16 protein-coding genes are annotated in these 19739 nt (G+C 40.4%); 15 read left to right on the forward strand and 1 reads right to left on the reverse strand.

From position 1 onward, the window contains the following. The first annotated feature begins 183 nt into the window (after positions 1 to 183). Together CX650_RS13545 and CX650_RS13550 are read left to right on the forward strand one after the other, a co-directional pair. On the forward strand, positions 184 to 954 hold the full coding sequence (locus CX650_RS13545; RefSeq protein ID WP_101056086.1) for an MlaA family lipoprotein: 771 nt from the start codon (positions 184 to 186) through the stop codon (positions 952 to 954). A 77-nt stretch (positions 955 to 1031) separates the two neighbouring features. Further along, positions 1032 to 2138, forward strand: a complete 1107-nt coding sequence (locus CX650_RS13550) for a response regulator (RefSeq protein ID WP_039035663.1) — start codon at positions 1032 to 1034, stop codon at positions 2136 to 2138. A 99-nt stretch (positions 2139 to 2237) separates the two neighbouring features. Here CX650_RS13550 and CX650_RS13555 read toward each other — a convergent pair whose 3' ends face one another. Continuing rightward, positions 2238 to 3749: a peptide MFS transporter gene (locus CX650_RS13555; RefSeq protein ID WP_101096092.1), complete on the reverse strand. Its 1512-nt coding sequence runs from the start codon at positions 3747 to 3749 to the stop codon at positions 2238 to 2240. Between the two features lie 432 nt (positions 3750 to 4181). Here CX650_RS13555 and rfaH point away from each other — a divergent pair, with 432 nt between their 5' ends. The 13 genes from rfaH (at position 4182) to CX650_RS13620 (ending at position 19461) form a co-directional block, all read left to right on the forward strand. After that, positions 4182 to 4679: a transcription/translation regulatory transformer protein RfaH gene (rfaH, locus tag CX650_RS13560; RefSeq protein WP_101096093.1), complete on the forward strand. Its 498-nt coding sequence runs from the start codon at positions 4182 to 4184 to the stop codon at positions 4677 to 4679. A 919-nt stretch (positions 4680 to 5598) separates the two neighbouring features. Next, a complete protein-coding gene (locus CX650_RS13565) occupies positions 5599 to 8337 on the forward strand; it encodes an SLBB domain-containing protein (protein WP_101096094.1) in 2739 nt (912 codons plus the stop codon). A gap of 85 nt (positions 8338 to 8422) precedes the next feature. Further along, on the forward strand, positions 8423 to 9394 hold the full coding sequence (locus CX650_RS13570; protein ID WP_101096095.1) for a Wzz/FepE/Etk N-terminal domain-containing protein: 972 nt from the start codon (positions 8423 to 8425) through the stop codon (positions 9392 to 9394). Between the two features lie 159 nt (positions 9395 to 9553). Continuing rightward, complete coding sequence (locus CX650_RS13575; RefSeq protein WP_101096096.1) at positions 9554 to 10258, forward strand: acylneuraminate cytidylyltransferase family protein; 705 nt, start codon at positions 9554 to 9556, stop codon at positions 10256 to 10258. Then, positions 10255 to 11298 carry an N-acetylneuraminate synthase family protein gene (locus tag CX650_RS13580; RefSeq protein WP_101096097.1) on the forward strand — a complete coding sequence of 348 codons (1044 nt, stop codon included), beginning with the start codon at positions 10255 to 10257 and terminating at the stop codon, positions 11296 to 11298. The genes CX650_RS13575 and CX650_RS13580 overlap by 4 nt, the downstream gene beginning before the upstream one ends. 3 nt (positions 11299 to 11301) lie before the next feature. Beyond that, on the forward strand, positions 11302 to 12420 hold the full coding sequence (gene neuC, locus CX650_RS13585; RefSeq protein ID WP_101096098.1) for a UDP-N-acetylglucosamine 2-epimerase: 1119 nt from the start codon (positions 11302 to 11304) through the stop codon (positions 12418 to 12420). A 159-nt stretch (positions 12421 to 12579) separates the two neighbouring features. Further along, positions 12580 to 13842 carry an oligosaccharide flippase family protein gene (locus CX650_RS13590; RefSeq protein ID WP_101096099.1) on the forward strand — a complete coding sequence of 421 codons (1263 nt, stop codon included), beginning with the start codon at positions 12580 to 12582 and terminating at the stop codon, positions 13840 to 13842. Then, positions 13820 to 14305, forward strand: coding sequence for a serine O-acetyltransferase (locus tag CX650_RS13595; protein ID WP_101096100.1), 486 nt, complete (start codon positions 13820 to 13822; stop codon positions 14303 to 14305). Before CX650_RS13590 ends, CX650_RS13595 begins: the two co-directional genes overlap by 23 nt. Before the next feature lie 166 nt (positions 14306 to 14471). Beyond that, positions 14472 to 15545 (forward strand): hypothetical protein, encoded by a 1074-nt coding sequence (locus CX650_RS13600; RefSeq protein ID WP_101096101.1) that lies wholly within the window; start codon positions 14472 to 14474, stop codon positions 15543 to 15545. Further along, complete coding sequence (locus CX650_RS13605; protein WP_101096102.1) at positions 15538 to 16494, forward strand: glycosyltransferase family 52; 957 nt, start codon at positions 15538 to 15540, stop codon at positions 16492 to 16494. The genes CX650_RS13600 and CX650_RS13605 overlap by 8 nt, the downstream gene beginning before the upstream one ends. Then, complete coding sequence (locus CX650_RS13610) at positions 16484 to 17533, forward strand: glycosyltransferase (protein ID WP_101096103.1); 1050 nt, start codon at positions 16484 to 16486, stop codon at positions 17531 to 17533. Before CX650_RS13605 ends, CX650_RS13610 begins: the two co-directional genes overlap by 11 nt. Positions 17534 to 17537: 4 nt before the next feature. Further along, positions 17538 to 18416, forward strand: coding sequence for an ATP-grasp fold amidoligase family protein (locus CX650_RS13615; RefSeq protein ID WP_101096104.1), 879 nt, complete (start codon positions 17538 to 17540; stop codon positions 18414 to 18416). A gap of 103 nt (positions 18417 to 18519) precedes the next feature. Next, positions 18520 to 19461 (forward strand): IS5-like element ISSpu16 family transposase, encoded by a 942-nt coding sequence (locus CX650_RS13620; RefSeq protein ID WP_101096105.1) that lies wholly within the window; start codon positions 18520 to 18522, stop codon positions 19459 to 19461. The last annotated feature ends 278 nt before the right edge of the window (positions 19462 to 19739 follow it).

Below are 19739 nucleotides of genomic sequence, written 5' to 3' on the forward strand. Positions count from 1 at the left end.
CTTGATGGGCAATCGTAAATTTAAATTTGATCTATTTCCTCAGCGAAGTATCCTTATCCGTCCGAATCGGCATTGGTAGAAGGTTGATTGTCGCACTGGATAATCTTGTTATCGGCGCATAGTAATCAAAGCTTTAACAGTTTTTCGGTTTGACTACAGTGGTACTTATACAAAGAGAGTAATATGAAGTTTAAATGGATTCTGATGCTTGCGGCTGCCCTGGGGGTTCATTCGGCAGTGGCTGCAGAAAGCGGTGAAGGAAAGAATACACAGGACGTACGCATCAGCTACAGTGACCCGCGGGATCCTATCGAAGGGTTCAACCGAGCCATGTGGGACTTCAACTACCTTTATCTGGATAGGTATCTCTATCGTCCAGTTGCTCATGGTTATAACGATTATCTGCCCATTCCGGTTAAATCAGGCATTAATAACTTTGTTCTTAACCTGGAAGAGCCCCACAGTCTGGTAAACAACACGCTGCAAGGCAAGTGGGGCTGGGCCTTGAATGCCGGAGGCCGTTTTACCGTTAACTCAACCGTGGGGTTGCTCGGCCTGATTGACGTCGCCGATATGATGGGAATGCCCCGTAAACAGGACGACTTCAACGAAGTGCTGGGTTACTACGGTGTACCTAACGGGCCTTACTTTATGGCACCATTCTTCGGTCCTTATATCACCCGTGAACTCGCTTCAGATTGGGTGGATGGTCTATACTTTCCTTTGTCAGAATTAACTATGTGGCAGTCAGTGATCAAGTGGGGGCTGAAGAATCTCCACGCACGCTCAGTTGCCATAGATCAAGAAAGATTAGTAGACAACGCGCTCGATCCATACACTTTCGTTAAAGACGCTTACATACAGCACATGGACTATAAGGTGTACGACGGCAATGTGCCTTCGAATGAGGACGAAGACGAGTTGCTAGATGAATATATGCAGGAACTGGAGTAACCCACCCTCTGCTTCTCTACCCGCAGGAGGTTAAAGGTTACTCGTTACCGGCGATTGATACCTGCGGGGATTTAACCATGGCGCTGAACAGTCTCAATGTACTGCTGGTTGAGGATGACCCTGTTTTTCGCAATATTGTTGCCGCCTTTTTGAGTGGACGGGGCGCCAATGTTGTTGAAGCCGAGGACGGTGAGCAAGGGCTGCAGAGTTTCAAAAGCCAGAAATATGATGTGGTGGTAGCCGATCTTTCCATGCCTCGAATGGGGGGCTTGGAAATGCTCAAGGCGATGTCGCGCATCAACCCCGCTATTCCTTCCATTGTGATCTCCGGAAATCAGGTTATGGCCGATGTAGTCGAGGCTCTGCGGATAGGTGCCTGTGATTACTTGGTTAAGCCAGTATCCGATCTTTACAGTATCGAGCACGCTATTAATCAATGCCTGACATCTGTGGATCAGGAGCACGCTGCTGTTAATCGGGACGTGGAAGAACTCTCTTTTATGGAGCTGAATGAAAACCTGGCTTTGCTTGAGCAAAATGCAGAAGCAGCCAGATGCGTGCAGCAACAGTTATTCCCCGCGAGCCGTATTGAATATCCCAAGGCCAGATTGGATTACAGTTTGTTCAAGCACGAACAGGTAAGTCCTTACTTTATCGATTCTGCCATGGTTGGTAACCATCATTTAATTATGTATATGGCGCACTTTCATCCGGAGGATAATCGCGCGGCTTTTGCCAGCGTGTTGATGCGGAGTTTTGTTAATCAGAAGCTTAAACTTAATCGTACCGGTGTTAGTTCTGTGGTGATAGAACCCTTCAACATGCTGAGCTATCTGAATGATCGTTTGGTCAAATCAGGCTTGGATCTCTATTGCGATATGATTTACGTGGCAATAGAACTTGATAGTTACCGGGCAGCCATTGCCCAAGCGGGCAGGGGACTGAGGTGTTATATACGTAACCAAGATGGCATTACGCCATTGGCGCTGGCAGATTCGCTGCAGTTGGGCCTACTTGAGTGGGGTAAGCCCACAACTCAATTTCGAAGCTTAATGCCCGCAGAGCAGCTTTGTGTAGTTACCAGTGAGGCAGAACATAGGATGCTGCTACAACAAGACAGATTCCTGGGGCTGAGTTTTAATCCCAAAATCCCCCAGGGGGGCTTTGTGCAACTGTCGTTGTAACGCTTCATAATGACCAAGCCAAGGTGGCAAGTCATTAAATTGCAAAAGATAAAAAAGGCTGCATACTGCAGCCTTTTTTATTCGGTAACCGAATGATTATTAGCGTTTTATCGCTTCATGCTCACCTGTTACGGCAATTTCTTGCTCCAAAGCTTCTTCTTCGGAGTGATCGTGAATTTTGCTTTCTGCGCCGTGCATCCAATCGACCAGTTTATCGGCCATAAAGTAGAGGAGCACGCCTGAAATAGCTGCCGTGATGGCAATGCCGGAGAAGATAGACATGGCATTGGCCAGTTGTTCTTCTTTCTCGCCGCCGTGACCGATAAAGGAACCTACATAGCCTGCGGTTAAGTTAGCAATAAAAATAAAGCAGAACCAAAAGCCCATCAGCAGTGACATGATACGCAGAGGGGCCAACTTAGTGACCATAGACAAACCGATAGGGGAAAGGCAAAGCTCACCCATGGTATGGAAGAAGTAGGCACCAACCAACCACCACATACTGGACTTGGCAGAGGCGTCGCCACCCATCTCCAGTACTGCACCTATCATAAACAGGAAGCCAATAGCCAAAAGTATCAGGCCGAGAGCAAATTTAACCGGTGAGTTGGGTTCTCTATTTCCAAGACGGATCCAGATAGAAGCGATCACGGGGGCAAAAACCACGATAAAAATGGCGTTCAGTGACTGGAAGTAAGTTGTCGGCACTTCCCAATTACCAATAAAGCGGTCGGTGAACTCATTGGTGAACAGATTCATCAAGCCACCGGCCTGCTCAAAACCCGCCCAGAAGATGATGGTAAACAGACCCATCACCATGATCACTTTAATGCGATCACGTTCAACTTTAGTCAGGGGTTCTTTTCTTACTTCACCGCGCTCGGCAGCACGTTGTTTTTCAATTTTTGCTGCTGGAACTGTACCTATATCACCCAAGAGTTTTTGGGCAAAAAGGAACTGAATAAGCAGAGAGATCAGCATACCGACACCGGCACAGAAGAAACCGGCTTGCCAGTTGTTAACTGTCACTTCAACGCCATCGATAATTTCTTTATGGCCAAAGTTAGTATAGGCCCAGGCGACAACAAAGCCGGACAGGGCGGCACCCAAGTTAATACCCATGTAGAAGATGGTAAAGGCGCCGTCGCGGCGGTGATCGCCTTCTTCATATAGGTCACCTACCATGGTTGAAATGTTAGGCTTAAATAGGCCGTTACCCACAATCAGGGTACCAAGACCGGCATAAAAGACTATGGTCTCCATCCCGGGCACCCAACTATGGGGGGCTGCCAAAGTGAATTGGCCTATCGCCATCAAGGCACCACCGATATAAATCGCTTTCCGCTGGCCAAGAACATTGTCGGCCAACCATCCACCTAAAAGTGGTGTCAGATAGACCAAGCCGGTAAACCAAGCGTAGAGTTTCAAAGCGTCTGCTTGAGTCCAGCCTAACCCCCCTGCGCCTTGGGTTCTTACTTGGTCAACAAGATAAAGTACCAGAATGGCACGCATCGCATAGTAACTGAATCGTTCCCAAAGCTCTGTTGTGAACAGCAGGAACAATCCCTTGGGATGTCCGAGCACAGTCCCCTGAGGTTTTGCTAAGCTCATGAAGTCTTCCACCTTAAAATTGTTAATTGGCCGTGTGACAAAAGTCGACACAGAAAGCGATTGTATTTATCCCAGCTGTTTTGCCGTTAACATCACACTGTTTTGTAAAGTGTTATGGGCATGTCTTTTAATGCGCTGTGATTGAGGCTTTGGTTTTCTGTATTGTAATTTGTTCATCAAAAGCAACAAAGCTCACCTTATATACTCTGGATCCAGTTACAAAGTCAATTTCAGGGCCGGGAAGCGGCGGCTTTATGAGCAATACATGCCTTTGTGTGGTCAGACCTGTTCGGTTTGTAACCGTAATTTCAATTAGACCAAAGTGGGGGGAGGGGGAAACCTGAAATTCACTTTCAATTGTAAACTTATGTCTGATATGATTGCCCGCTGTGATAGGACGTCACCCGACAGAAACCAAGTAGTGAGAACACCATGAAGGCCTGGTACCTTTTGTACTGTAAACCTCGCAGTGAAGTGAGGGCTCAACAGAATCTGATGCTCCAAGAGCTTGAGACCTATTTGCCGATGGTGCGGCTTGAAAGGAAAGAGAAAAACAAAACTGTCGTTCAAAAGCAACCTCTGTTTCCCAACTACCTATTCATCAAGTTTGATCCTGAACTGACCAGTGTGCGTCAGATCCGCTCTACTCGCGGTGTTGCCAATTTGGTTAACTGCCGTGAGAAACTGCTGCCAATTGATGAGCAACTGATCAATCAGCTCAAACAACGTGAATTAGCTACGCCCTTGATCACAGAAAAGCCCCTGCAATCCGGTGATAAAATACAGTTTACCGAAGGGCCATTTACTGATTTTGATGGCATATTTGCTGAAAAATGCGGCGATACTCGCTGTAAAGTATTGTTTACTTTCCTTGGTCAGCACAAGAGCATAATAGTGGACCAAAAGGCAATTAAAGCAGCGTGTGCGTAATTGCATGATGCCCGTGTAAGACATTTCCCATTGTTACAAAGCTCAACATTTGCGAACTATGAATAAATTTGCATTTTTTTCCAAAAAATCAATATCTTATATTTTTCATTTTTGCAAAAATAGTCTGGCTGTAACTTGGTGGTTGAATTATTGCTCAGCTTAACAAGGGTTGGGTGTTTTTTGAACTGCATCACTTGGGGGGGTGGGATATAATCCCCCGGCAAAGTAAGACCTGGTACAGGAAATGAATGTTACCTTAAAGACTTTGGGTAGCATTTTTTTAACGCTTTAAAAAATATAGTTTTTGCATCGCAAAGGGCAAGTTGGAGGCCGCAATCCATGGGCGGTAGCGTGTCTGAAGGACAAGAATGTGAATAGTTTCATATTCTTAGTGGACGCCGAAGCTCTCTGAGCGCCACGCGGAACGGTAGCGTGTCTGAAGGACAAGAATATGAATAGTTTCATATTCTTAGTGGAAGCCGAAGCCCTCTGGGCGCCACGCGGAACGGTAGCGTGTCTGAAGGACAAGAATATGAATAGTTTCATATTCTTAGTGGACGCCGAAGCTCTCTGAGCGCCACGCGGAACGGTAGCGTGTCTGAAAGACAAGAATATGAATAGTTTCATATTCTTAGTGGACGCCGAAGCTCTCTGAGCGCCACGCGGAACGGTAACCCTGTGATGGTGCGAAAACCTGTATAACTCAATGAGTCTGATGTTTACGGCTAAACGCTATTATCAGGTTCAGAGAAGTTAAACCGGAAACTGTTCAGTTTCCGCCATTTAAAAAATCAGCAAGTAAGAGGCGTTGGTCTCAAATGGAATCCGGGTTGAAGCGCTTATGGCGTTAAACGCGGTTGTTGCATTGCTGAAAGGTTCATTTGATTTTTAGTGCTATTCACCATTACGGAGACAACTGGTGTTACAGAAAACCAAAAAACTCATCATAGCGGGTATCGGCGCTTTGGCTTTGCTTGGCTCGCAAGCTCAAGCTGTTACGCCATCACCTCAAATGATCGAACAATTCAAAAAATTGCCTCGCGCTGAACAGGAAAGGTTAGCCAAGCAGTATGGAATAGATCCTTCCATATTGAGTGGAGGCAGTAACATCAGTCAGAAACCGGTCAATCCGCAAGTTGTTTATCCAAGAGAAAAAAAGGATAACAGCGCTAATGGGGGCGAAAAGCCAACTTTAGACTTTACGGTTGAAGCAACAGACAAGAGTGCTCTCAAGCGTTTTGGTTACTCCTTGTTTGCCGGTGAACCCAGCACTTTTGCTCCGGTTTCCGATGTGCCGGTTCCCAGTGAGTATCTGATGGGGCCAGGGGATACCCTGATGGTGCAACTTTTCGGTAAAACCAATAGAGAGTTCTCACTTACCGTTAATCGCGATGGCACTGTACAGTTCCCTGAACTCGGCCCTATCAGTATTGCCGGTTTAAGTTTTGCCGAAGCCAAAGATACCCTTAAAAAACGCATCAAACACCAGATGATAGGCATAGAGTCCAATATCACTATGGGTGAACTGCGCTCTATTCGTATCTTTGTGGCCGGTGATGCCTACAAACCCGGTTCTTACACTGTATCCAGTCTGTCAACCATGACTCAAGCGCTGTTTGTCTCCGGCGGCGTGAATGAAATAGGTTCGCTGCGTAAGGTACAGCTGAAGCGTGGCGGCAAATTGGTCGGTACTCTGGATCTTTATGACTTATTGATGCGCGGTGATGCCTCCGGCGATCTGAGATTGCAATCCGGAGATGTAGTGTTTATTCCTCCTGTGGGTGGGCTGGTCAGTGTGGCCGGCGAAGTGCGTCGCCCTGCTATCTATGAGCTGAAAGGCGGTGAAACCTTTGGGGATGTGGTGAATATGGCCGCCGGTGTTAAGCCGGGTTCCTATCCAAAGGCCAGTGTGGTCGAACGTTACAATGACCAAGGCCTTAAATCTTTGCTCACAGTTGATCTCACTTCAGCCAAAGGTCAAAAAACAGTGGCCAAAGCAGGCGATGTGGTTAGGGTTAAGGGAACCTCAGGGCAATATGATAATGCCGTGACTCTGGTTGGCGCTGTTGTTCGGCCTGGAAAGTACCAATGGCATCAAGGTTTGAGAGTGAATGACATTCTCAAATCAATTTGGTCTGATTTACAAATATCCGCCGATTTGGATTATGCAATTTTGCTTCGTGAGGTGGATGACTACGGCAACATAGAGGTCTACCAATTTGCACCGGGAAAGGCGATTGTTAATCAGGACGCCGATGAAAACCTGGTACTGCAACCAAGAGATAAGCTGGTTGTTTTCAACTTCAGTGACGATAGCCTTAACCGATATGAGCTGAATAAGCTGGTCAAGCAAAGAGTGGCCAAGGTGACTTCGCTTTCGGGTAACTCGCTGATAGGAAATGATCTGTTCAAGGCAGGTTTCAACCTGCTGCAAAGTAAAACTTTGCATAGGCGCAACGCTGTTGGTGGGGTAGTGGTTGATGACAGCGATGCAACAAGTGATGAACAGGCAGTTGTAATTTCAGAAGTCAGTAAGATGTTATTGAACCTGTTTGATGACACTGACTTAATCAAATATAGCTACATGATGAATCGTAGCGAACTCTTGTTCCCGGTTATCAGTAAACTCAACGCCCAGGCACGTGCCGGTGACAGTGTAAAAATTGTTGCCGTTGGCGGCCAGGTTCGCCATGAGGGTATGTACCCGCTGACGGTTAATGCCTCTGTCAGCTCTTTAATTGAAGCAGCAGGGGGCCTGAAAGAAGGCGCCTACACAGCCAGGGCTGAGTTAACCCGCACTGTTACCAATGCCGGCGGTTCATCCATAGAGCATAAAACCGTGGACTTAACCAGTGCGCTTCAGGGGAACAAAACTGCTGATTTGCCACTGGAAGGGCGCGATATCCTTACTGTGATGACCACCCCTGATTGGCAGGAACATCAAACCGTAGAAATACGTGGCGAAGTTAAGTTCCCGGGTATTTACAATATCCGCCGCGGTGAAACGCTGCAGGATGTGATCCAACGGGCCGGTGGCTTTACCGAATACGCTTATCTCCCTTCTGCGGTGTTTGTGCGGGAATCGGTGCGTAAGCAGGAGCAGATGGAAATCAAAAAGTTGGCCGACCAACTGCGGCGGGATATCGCCACCAGAGGGGTCTCCAAGGATGGCAACTTAGTTAATTATGCCGATGCTCAATTGATGCTGAAAGATTTGGAAAGCATTCAGGCTGTCGGCCGTTTGGTGGTGGATTTGCCGGCTATCTCAGTGGGGATATCCCAAGCAAATATCCAGATGGAAGATCAAGATATTCTCTATGTGCCATCAACCAAACAGACCATAGCAGTTATGGGCGAAGTACAACATGCATCGACCCATAGGTATAAAGAAGGTATTACTCTTGACCAATATCTTGATATGTCCGGTGGTACCCGTAAGCGTGCTGATGAAGACAGAACCTATGTAATAAAGGCTGATGGCTCGGTAATGATGCCTAAACGCTCCATGTGGTTCAGCAGTGAAGATAATCTGCAACCCGGGGACACCATCATAGTTCCATTGGATACAGAGTATAAGGATAACCTGACACTCTGGAGCCAGGTGACTCAAATCATTTACAACACAGCGGTGGCAGTAGCAAGCATTTCCGGGTTGTAACCCCAAAATAAAATGGCTTTGCTCCAGAGAGGCGTTAAGCCGCTCTGGAGCAAAATCAAAACCACTTATTACTAGATAAAAAAATATGACATCAAATATTACCCCTCAGCATCATCCTGACGCACAGTTTGCGGCGAATGCGCTAAGAGATGATGAAATCGATCTTCGTGAGCTTTTCAGCGTAATTTGGCAAGGTAAATGGCTTATTGCGGGTATCACCCTGGTGTTTGCCGTCGCCTCTGTGGTTATCGCATTAATGCTACCGAATATCTATAAATCGGAGGCATTATTGGCCCCGGCGTCGGAAGAGCAGGGCGCAGGAGCGCTTGCGGGACTTGCCTCCCAGTTTGGTGGCCTTGCCAGTATGGCGGGGATTAACTTAGGCGGCAAAGGTGGCACTGATAAGACACAACTGGCGATTGAAGTACTCAAATCAAGGCAGTTTATCGGTAACTTTATTGAAAAACACCAAATATTGCCTGAGCTAATGGCGGTCGATAAGTGGCACATGGCCGACAACAGTTTGTCATTTGATCCTGAAATGTATAACCAACAAAGTAAGACTTGGGTGCGTGAGGTAAAGCCCCCATTTCAGCCAAAACCTTCTTTACAGGAGGCTCATAAAGAGTTTTTAGAAGTTTTTTCTGTCAATAAAGATAAAGAGACAGGGATGGTTAAAATCACGATAGAACATAAATCTCCTTTTGTAGCCAAACAATGGTTAGATTGGTTAGTTGCAGATATCAATCTAACCATGAAAGAGCGGGATGTTGCGGAGGCTAACCGAAGTACCGACTTTTTAAATAAACAGATTGAGCTCACTAATGTTGCCGACATTCGAGCCATTCTCTACAAGTTGGTAGAAGAACAGGCTAAAACCATAATGTTTGCCGAGGTGCGGGATGAATATGTATTTAAAACAATCGACCCAGCCTTTGTCCCCGAAGAAAAAGCCAAGCCAAAGCGAGCACTAATTTGCGTACTAGGTACTATGTTAGGCGGTATGTTGGCCGTGATGATAGTTCTTGTCAGGCATTTTGCTAGAAAAGAAAGTTAAAAAAATGAAATTGTGGGCCCATTGGGGCGGGTTTAGGAAACTAGGCAAAAACAAGTAATTACAATGAGATAGTGAAAATAGGCTGTCTCAAAATGAATAAAAAGTGTCTCAAGTGGCTTGAATTTCTGAGATCAATTAGTGCAAAAATGATGGTTTGATATGACGGATAAATACGTAGCTTTGATTACTGCCCGAGGTGGTTCGAAGGGGTTGCCCCGGAAAAATGTTCTTCCTCTTTGTGGTACTCCGCTTATTGGTTGGACAATACAGGCTGCCCTAGAGTGCCCCTATATCGATCGAGTTTTAGTCTCAACGGAAGATACTGAAATCGCTAGTATCAGTAAAAGTCTAGGTGCAGAGATTATTGAGCGACCAAATGAGTTAGCGACGGACACCGCAACTAGTATTGATGTTTTATCGCATTCTATTAAATGGCTGGAAGATAGAGGAGAATCTCAATATAAGGGAATGGTTCTCCTTCAACCAACATCGCCGCTCCGCGAAGCGCATCATATCACCGAAGCGATAGAGCTTTATGAAAGTGTAAATGCTAACTTTGTCATTAGCGTTTTTGAACCCTCTCATACACCAATAAAATCATACATCCAACGTAAAGATGGCTCTATTTCAGGTCTTTATAGTAATGACGCTCCGTACCAGAGAAGACAAGATTTACCCAGAGCCTTTCAGCCGAATGGTGCTATATACACTTTTTCTATTAGTGAATTTAAATTGAATAACCACTTTCCACGAACAAATGTATTCCCTTACGTCATGTCAGAAGATGATTCCGCGGATATTGATACGCTCGAAGACCTGATTGAAGTAAAAAGACTATTAAAGCTTAAGGAAGCAAATAAATGACAACTCCTGTATTTGAAATTTCTGGACGTAAAATTGGTCTAGACTATGACCCGCTAGTTATTGCAGAGATTGGTATTAATCATGAAGGCTCTCTGGAAGTTGCTTTTGAAATGGTTGATGCTGCACTTGAGGGCGGTGCTGAGGTTATTAAGCATCAGACTCACGTGGTTGAAGACGAGATGAGTGGTGAAGCGAAAAGTGTTGTACCAGGCAATGCAGATGTTTCAATTTATGAAATCATGGAGCGTTGTGCACTTAATGAAGAAGATGAAATTAAGCTCAAAGAGTATGTTGAATCAAAAGGAGCAATCTTTATTAGTACGCCATTCTCTCGAGCTGCAGCGTTGCGTTTAGAGCGAATGAATGTTCCAGCATATAAGATTGGTTCAGGAGAGTGTAACAATTACCCTTTACTTGACCTGATTGCTAGCTTCGGAAAACCGATTATTCTTAGTACAGGCATGAATGACATACCTTCTATTGAAAAGGCAGTCAATATTTTCCGCAAGCATGAGACGCCGTTCTGTCTATTGCATACGACTAATCTTTATCCAACTCCAGACCACCTTATTAGAATTGGTGCAATGGAACAGCTTCAAACAGCATTCCCTGATGCCGTTGTCGGTTTATCTGACCATAGTATTGACAACCTAGCTTGTTTAGGTGCGGTTGCTGCAGGAGCGTCAGTGCTCGAACGTCACTTTACCGACAGTAAAGATCGACCAGGACCGGATATAGTTTGCTCTATGGATGCAAAAGAATGTGCGGAGTTGATTTTTCAATCTAAACGTATGGCTCAAATGCGTGGTGGCAAAAAAGAAGCAGCGAAAGAGGAACAAGTTACTATTGATTTTGCCTACGCTAGCGTTGTTACCATTGCAGAGATTGAGGAAGGTGAAGAACTAACTCGTGAAAACCTTTGGGTAAAACGCCCTGGCACTGGGGATTTTCTTGCCGAAGAATATGATTCGCTTATTGGTAGAGTTGCGACCCAATCAATTCCGGCAGATGTTCAACTTAAAAAAGAATACGTTAAATAAAATATGAAAAGAATATTATTTTTGACAGGCACGCGAGCTGACTTTGGTAAGTTAAAAAGTTTGATAAAAAAGGTTGAGGAGCATTCGGATTTTGAGTCGCACATCTTTATCACTGGAATGCATATGATTGCAAAATATGGAATGACAGCTAACGAGGTAGAAAAAGCTGGTTTCAGTTCCCTATACAAATACATCAACCAAAACGGACATGACTCTATGGACGTTGTATTGTCAAAAACCATTCAAGGACTGTCAGACTACGTAAAAGAATTGCAACCTGACATGATTGTAGTCCATGGAGATCGTGTGGAGGCTATGGCTGGAGCTATTGTTGGGTCATTGAATAACATACTCGTAGCACACATTGAAGGTGGTGAAGTATCAGGTACGATTGATGAATTAATCCGTCATTCAGTATCAAAAATGTCACACCTTCATTTTGTCTCCAACGAGGCGGCTAAGTCTCGTTTGATACAACTAGGTGAGTCTGATGCTTCTATCTTTGTTATTGGCTCGCCCGATCTCGATATAATGACGTCACCAAGCCTTCCAACTCTACACGAAGTGAAGTCACGATACGATATACCTTATAATGAATACTCTGTATTCATGTATCATCCGGTAACAACAGAGGTCGATCGCCTCCAAGAAAATATCACTAATACCATTGATGCTCTTCTTGAGAGTAACGAAAATTACATCGTTATTTATCCAAATAATGACCATGGTTCTGAAATAATTATCAATGAGTTAAAAAGATTATCAGATAACCCTCGATTTAAAGTATTTCCAAGTATTCGATTCGAGTATTTTTTGACTCTTTTGAAAAATGCAGACTTAATGATTGGTAATTCCAGTGCTGGCGTACGGGAAATGCCATTTTATGGTATACCATCAATAAATCTTGGCTCCCGACAAGACAACCGCTCGAATGCTCTGTCAATAATAAACTCTCCAGAATCACAGGTAGAGATACTAGATGCAATATCAAAAGCTAAGTATACACATTTTGAGCCGATTCAAGAATTTGGATATGGTAATAGCGATACTCTATTTATAGAGTATCTAACAAACAATGAGACTTGGTTAACTAGTAAACAAAAAACTTTTGTTGATGTATAAACATTACGGTTTATATATGCAAATTTTTATTTCTATGATTATAAAATGAATAAAAGTTTATGTACTTGTAAGCAATGTTATTATTGAAAGTATTTATGAATAACAAACTCTAATTAGAGTTAGGTATATTAAATTGTTAGATCTTAAAATTAAATTAGTATGAAAAAAAATGCCTTAATATATATTGCTTCGAATATTACCAGCTCTATAGCTCCTTTTATTCTTATTCCTATACTCACCAGAACTTTATCAGTAGAGGATTATGGGCTTATTGCTTTATTCCAAACTCTTTTACCCATGATGGGTATATTTATTGGTTTGAATGTAAGTGGCGCAATTGCTAGAAAATTTTATGATAAAGAAGATAACTACGATTTTTCCACATATGTATTTTCAGGATTGAGCATTGCAGTCTTATCATCTACTATAATTAGTGTTTTTTCATTTTTGTTATTTAAGTTGGGGGCGGGAAAAATTCAAGAGATTATGCCTCTAGGGATTTTAATGTCGGCTATATTATATTCGACATTAAATACTTTTAATCAAGTCCGATTAGTTATATGGCAAGTAAGAGAAAATGCTTTTAAGTATGCAGTGTTTCAATTATCCTTTTCGTTCTGTTTGTTAATTAGCTGTCTTTGGTTAATTTACTTTTCAGATACAGGCCCTTATAGCAGAATTTATTCTGCTATATTTACAGCAGCTATATTTTGCTCATTCTCTATACTTTTTTTATATAAATATAACGAGTTAAAGTTAGGTATTAAACTTGATAGGTTCCGAGAGGTCTTATCTTTTGGACTACCTTTGCTACCTCACTCAATTGGAATGATAATTATAAATATGGCCGATAGATATTTTATTAGTGCTTATTTAGGCATGAGATATTTAGGTCTATATATGGCTGTTATTCAGGTTAGCATGGTACTTTCAATGATATTTGATGCAATCAATAAAGCTTATGTACCATGGTTGTTTTCAAATTTAAATAAAAATTGCTCAAGAACTGATAGGAAAATAGTATCTAACACATATAAATACATGCTTGTTTTGATTGCCATTGGAATGGTAGGAGGGGTTATAGGACCTAATCTCTTCCTTATTTTTGTTGGTGAGAAATATCAAGAAGTGTCTAGTTTTATTTCGATTGTTGTTTGGACTCAGGTTTTCTATGGTATGTATTTGATGGTTACCAACTATATTTTTTACAGCAGAAAAAATTCTAAACTATCTACTGTAACAATCATTGTAGGAGTGGTGAATATTTTATTGCTTATTATATTTATTCCTAAATATGGCCTAGAAGGGGCAATATATATTGGTTTAATATCATCTTTTGCACGGTTTATATGTACATGGATATTAGCATCGAAAGTTAAATCTATGCCTTGGAGCCTTTATGAAAGTAAAAAAAATAATTAGTTTTATTATATACCGACCTCTTCCAGAGTTGATTATGTTAAACTATAGATTAATATCTTTTTTTGACGAAAGTTCATTTTTATTATCTCGTAATGTTGCTTCATACTTTAGATATAGGCTATTAAGAAAATATGGAGTAGAGATTTGTAAAGGTGCTTTACTTTCAAAAAGTTTAATATTAAGGCACCCAGTTGGAATTGTTATTGGAGGTGGTGCTGTTATCAAAGAGAGAGTTACCATTCATCAGGGTGTTACATTAGGGGCTAAAGATTTTAATGAAAATGGTAATAGTGTTTTTTGTAAACAAATAATAAATGATGATGTAATCATTGGTGCTGGAGCTAAAATCTTAGGAAATGTGGAGATTGGAAAAAATAGTGTGGTCTCTGCGAATGCTGTAGTAACCAAGAATGTGCCAGAGAACAGTATCGTTGTAGGTGTTAATAAAATTAAATCAAGATAAGTTTTTAATATTGTTATGATGTTAGTTTGAAAATAACTTTAGTTAGATTGAACTGCATTTTTAATGTGTAAAATTTAAGATTTCATTTGAGTGTTGATTATGATTTCTAGGTCTTTTAATAAAATTAATGTAAATATCTCCAATTACATAAATCAATTAGGTTTATATGAATTTTAAATCTATGGTGCAAAATTTTTTGGTTTTTTTGTACTTTCTTTCAGTCTTGATTCTTTTTGTCACTGGAATAAAATTAATTGCAGCGTTACCAATGTTCTGCGTATTTTTATTATTATTTGCCGAGGTTTTGTCTAATAAAAAATATTCACAATTCTATATTTTTTTGGTTTTTTCTGTCGGAATTATGATCTTATTCACGCATCTGTTTTGGAAACTTGAATTTTATCAGCCTTTATATTTCTTTTTTTGCTCGATATCAATTGCATATATTGTTTCAAAATATGGCGTTGATTGTAAATATGCACTATTTTTTTACTTTCTAATAACGGCTTATTTTTTATTTAAGATCTTTTCTGGTGTTTCATTGAGCCAAGATGTTTTTGATGGTTATAGCAGGAATTTTATATCTATATTTATGCTTTTCGGGTTTTCATACATATATATGTCAAATTGTACTCAGAGAGTGAAGCTAATTGCATCCTTAGTTGGCCTGATTGTATGTATACTTGCTGGTGGGCGAAGTGGAATTATTTCGAGTTTGCTTGTGTTTTCGGTCTTGATGTATATATATGAATCTAAGATGGTGAAGTGGGCTATTTCATTATCAACTGTCATCTTATTGTTTTACTCTTGGGATTATATAAAAGAACCTATAGAGTTTGCTTTATTTCGATTTGAACAAAGTGGCTTTACTGGAGAAAATCGTCAGAGAGTATTAGAGTGTTATATATCCACTTTTAACGTACATAGTCTCTTTTTAGGCTTTAATAGTTTTGGCAATTCTTATTGTGGTACTCTTGCTATTGGAGAGTATGCTCCTCACAATTCATTGATATCGTTAGCAACCAACTCTGGTTTATTTTCTTTTTTCATATTTTCTCCTGTATTTATTGCTTTCAGGTATAGATGTTTTTGGCCAACTATTTTTATTGTTATGTCATACGTATTTAGAGCATTAACTGATACAATGATGTTTTATACGTTTTTTGATGTATTCTATTGGTGGTTTATTTTTGAAATTATAAGGCATAGGCAATCGAGCCTAGTAAGGCATTATGAATAAGAGAAATTTATGTGTAGTCAATAATTTTCATGGTTTATTGATATATTTAATATGTAATGATCCAAAAGTTAAAAAAACAGATTTTGTTATGAGTAACTATTTAAGTAGAGTAGTACGTTTACCTTCTAATAGTCTGTTTCCATTGCCTGTTTATAAGTTTTCGTCTTTGAAAGGGATGTGTTATTATTTTTATTACTATTACATTTATCAATGGCTGGTTAGGATAAGGTTTTTAAATCATAAACATTTTGGCCAAGATTGTACTTATTTTTCTTCAATCCTAAATAAAGAAGCAATTATTATTGAGGACGGAGATAGGACTTATATTGGAGAGCTGTTTCCGCGTTCTAAGTTAAAAAATATTATATTTCCCTTTACAAGATTCAAAAAAATGCATGGATTAGATAAACATGTTAAACATATTGTTCTTAGTAAAAATGTTAATTTAAATTCTCCTTTATATGACAAAAGAATACATTTTTCATTTGAAAATGAATGGAATAAATTAGATGATGATGAAAAGAAAAGTATAACGTCAGTTTTTGGTTTAGATACTATATATATGAAAAATCTTGCAGATCAAGTTTCTGGTCGTAATGTTGTACTGACACAACCAATTTCAGAAGATGGTTTTGTCACAGAAGATGAGAAGGTTGATTTGTATAAAAAACTTGTTGAACATTATGGAATTGAAAATCCAATAATTAAACCTCACCCTCGAGAGAAAACGGATTATGCTAGTTTTGGGTTTGATGTAATAACTAACGTATTTCCATCACAGTTTTTTTTGTTCTACTCTATTAAATTTAAATCGGCGCTAACTCTTTTTTCATCTTCTATTCATGAGATTCCATCAGAAAAAGTAATTTTAGCAGGTACTAGCTTCCATCATGCTTTAACTGAAAGCTTTGGTATTATAGACGAAAAGGTTATATTTCATGAAAAATGAAAAACGTATTGTTCATATTGTTAATGGTATGGATGTAGGTGGCGTTGAAGTAGGCGTTCTAAGTTTATTAATGAACTCGTCAGATTTCTATCACATTGTTACAGTAACACCTACAGGTGATAAAATTAAGCAATCGTTACCAGAGACTTGTCAGAAAAGACTCCACATATGTAATGGTTATATTGATGCATTTAAAACAGTAAAATCGATAAGCCCAGATGTTCTAGTAACTTCTTTGTGGCGAGCACATATAATTGGTGTTTTGTGTCAATTGGCTTTTACAAATATCAAAAGGATTCATTTTGCACATGTAGCTGCTTTTGGACATATAGTCAATAATTTTGTCACACGTATATCGCTTCGGTGTTGTTCTGAAATCTTTAGTGATTCAACTGATACAAGTAACTGGTTGGTCAAAAATTTTTGTGGTATCAGAAATAAAAAAATAATAAATGTTCCTATGAATGTTTGCTTTCGTGAAAAAGTAGAAAGTATAAATGTATCAAAGTTTGTTGAACTTAAATTTATTTTCGTAGGACGTTATTGTCGGCAAAAAAACTTGCAGTTTGCAATTGAATTTGTTGAAAAATTAATAGAAAAAGGGCTTTCTGTTAAATTTGATTTATTTGGTCGAGATGATGGTACCTTAAATGAACTAAAGCATTACGTAAAAACTAGATCCCTTGAAGGTTTTATTAGTTTTAACGGTGAGTTACATCCTACAATTGTCGAAAATACAATGTCTCAGTATCACTATTACTTACAGCCTAGTTTGGCTGAAGGTATGGCAATTTCTGTTTTTCAATCATTAAGAGCTGGGCTCTGTCCTGTAGTTAACCCTGTTGGTGAAATTTCAAAATATACGAAGCATAAAAAAAATAGTTTTCATATTGATGTGAAAGATTTTGAAGCCTCAGTATCTGATTTTTACTCATTCTATAATAATGGTTTTAAATTAACAGAACCAGGTGTAATATATAATGAATCTGATTATCCTGATTTTTATTCATCTTTTTTTTATCATTGTCGGAGTTATTGATTAAATGAATAGAAGGTTAAAGAATATTATTAGAGATATATCCCGTTATATTTTGTCACCCAAAGGATATACTTTTTTTAGGTTCATTATTACTCATAGGTATATCCCTAACTTTAAGTGTCCTAGAAGTTTTTCTGAAAAAATTATTCACCGTAAGTTTAATGATGATCCAAAAAAATATTCTAAATTAGTTGATAAGTATACTGTTAGAGAACTTGTTTCTGAAAAGGTAGGAGGTGAATACCTTATTCCATTGATAAAAGAAGTTACTAAGTTATCTATAAGTGACTTTAACGATTTGCCATCAGAATTTGTCATGAAAACTTCTAATGGGGGAGGCGGCGAAAACGTAGAAGTTATAACAGATTTAAATGCTTTTGATAAATCCGAACTAACTAATCGTTTTAATCAATACTTAACAGTAAATGTAGGTAATATTGTTGACGAGCATTTTTATGATATAGAGTCTCCAAAAATCGTTTTCGAAAAGCTTCTTAAGCATTCTGATGGTAGATTACCTTCAGATTATAAGTTTCACGTTTTCAAAAAAAATAATTTAAAAAAAATTATAATTCAAATCGATGAAGGTCGGTTTACAACCCATAAGAGAAGTCTTTTTGATAGACAACTAAGAATGTTGGACTTTGATATACAACCTAAATATTCGAAAGTGTCTACTGACTACGAGTGGCCAGAAAATATGGATGAAATGTTTGATGTAGCAGAGAAGCTCTCTTCAGATTTTCCTTATGTACGAATCGATTTATATAATGTTGATGGAAAGATATATTTTGGTGAGTTTACATTTTGCCATGGAAGTGGTTGGGAACCATTTAGTAGTAAGCATGCCGATTTTCTTTTGGGTTCATATTGGGGCGAGTGATGTTGTAATGAATAAAGTATGCTTTGATAATACGAGTACTTCAATATGGCGTTGTTGCCTAAATGAATGAACCTTCCGTCTCAGATGCGATCAGATCCTGTGAATACCACGCAGGAACCGCTATCAGACGGGCAAATCTAAATCTCGCATTACCAATTGGCCGGAATATAACAAGGCGTTGACCAACCGAGGCTCACTGACTTTTTGGATAGACGAGCAGGCGCTCAACCTCTGGTGTCACACTGAACACCATGGTGGTCGAGGTCGGGGATTTCAATACAGTGACACGGCGATAGAAACCGCCTTAATGCTCAAAGGTTTGTTTAATCTCCCCTTGCGAGCACTAGAAGGTTTTCTCAACTCAGTGTTTAGTTTGATGAGTCTGCAATTAACTTCACCTGGTTACAGCTGCATCAGCAAGCGGGCAAAGACAGTCAAAGTTAACTACCGCCCCCCTTGCCGAGGCGCGATTGCTCACTTAGTTGTCGATGCCACAGGACTGAAAGTATATGGCGAAGGTGAATGGAAAATGCGTAAACATGGTAAGGAAAAACGCCGAACTTGGCGTAAGTTGCACCTTGCGATAGATGCGGCCACACATGAAGTCATCGCAGCCGAAGTCAGTTTAGAGAGTGTGGCAGATAGTGAGGTTCTCCCAACGTTATTAAACCCACTAAGGCGCAAGGTAAAACAAGTGTCAGCTGACGGTGCTGATGACACCAAAAAATGTCATAAGCTGCTGAAACGCAGAGGGTGTAAACCTACGATACCGCCGCGAAAAAATGCAGGTTATTGGGAAGAAGGTCATCCCAGAAACGAGGCCGTCAGCGCTCTGAAAAGTGATGAACTCAAACAATGGAAACAAGAGAATGACTATCACCAACGCTCCCTGTCAGAAACAGCTATGTATCGTTACAAGCAACTGATTAGCCCGAAATTGAGCCTGCGGGACTACAACGGCCAAGTCGGCGAGGCACTGGCTGGTGTGAAAGTGATGAACAAAGTCATAGGACTGGGTATGCCTATTCGCCAGAGGGTCAATTAATACCAGGAACCCTTTTAGGAAAAGGCATACCTAAGATTGATTTAGGCAACAACGCCCTTCAATATGAGAAAATTACTATTTGTTGTCAATGTGGATTGGTTTTTTGTTTCACATAGATTGCCGATAGCCCTCAAAGCAATCGAAAATGGTTACGAAGTTCACCTTGCCTGTACATTTACTAATAAAAAGGATTACCTAGGGAAGGTGCGAATAAGTCCGAGATATGAGATCATCGTGTTGTAACCTGAACCCTGAATGAGTAACCGGATGAGCCAGCA

Source organism: Shewanella indica, assembly GCF_002836975.1.
Taxonomy (GTDB): Bacteria; Pseudomonadota; Gammaproteobacteria; order Enterobacterales; family Shewanellaceae; genus Shewanella; species Shewanella indica.

Excerpts from the sequence above, each read along its gene's own strand:
- CX650_RS13595 (WP_101096100.1), top strand. The coding sequence starts at position 13,820 with ATGAAAGTAAAAAAAATAATTAGTTTTATTATATACCGACCTCTTCCA.
- neuC (WP_101096098.1), top strand. The coding sequence starts at position 11,302 with ATGAAAAGAATATTATTTTTGACAGGCACGCGAGCTGACTTTGGTAAG.
- CX650_RS13580 (WP_101096097.1), top strand. The coding sequence starts at position 10,255 with ATGACAACTCCTGTATTTGAAATTTCTGGACGTAAAATTGGTCTAGAC.
- CX650_RS13575 (WP_101096096.1), top strand. The coding sequence starts at position 9,554 with ATGACGGATAAATACGTAGCTTTGATTACTGCCCGAGGTGGTTCGAAG.
- CX650_RS13615 (WP_101096104.1), top strand. The coding sequence starts at position 17,538 with ATGAATAGAAGGTTAAAGAATATTATTAGAGATATATCCCGTTATATT.
- CX650_RS13590 (WP_101096099.1), top strand. The coding sequence starts at position 12,580 with ATGAAAAAAAATGCCTTAATATATATTGCTTCGAATATTACCAGCTCT.
- CX650_RS13600 (WP_101096101.1), top strand. The coding sequence starts at position 14,472 with ATGAATTTTAAATCTATGGTGCAAAATTTTTTGGTTTTTTTGTACTTT.
- CX650_RS13610 (WP_101096103.1), top strand. The coding sequence starts at position 16,484 with ATGAAAAATGAAAAACGTATTGTTCATATTGTTAATGGTATGGATGTA.
- CX650_RS13570 (WP_101096095.1), top strand. The coding sequence starts at position 8,423 with ATGACATCAAATATTACCCCTCAGCATCATCCTGACGCACAGTTTGCG.
- CX650_RS13555 (WP_101096092.1), bottom strand. The coding sequence starts at position 3,749 with ATGAGCTTAGCAAAACCTCAGGGGACTGTGCTCGGACATCCCAAGGGA.
- rfaH (WP_101096093.1), top strand. The coding sequence starts at position 4,182 with ATGAAGGCCTGGTACCTTTTGTACTGTAAACCTCGCAGTGAAGTGAGG.
- CX650_RS13550 (WP_039035663.1), top strand. The coding sequence starts at position 1,032 with ATGGCGCTGAACAGTCTCAATGTACTGCTGGTTGAGGATGACCCTGTT.
- CX650_RS13545 (WP_101056086.1), top strand. The coding sequence starts at position 184 with ATGAAGTTTAAATGGATTCTGATGCTTGCGGCTGCCCTGGGGGTTCAT.
- CX650_RS13605 (WP_101096102.1), top strand. The coding sequence starts at position 15,538 with ATGAATAAGAGAAATTTATGTGTAGTCAATAATTTTCATGGTTTATTG.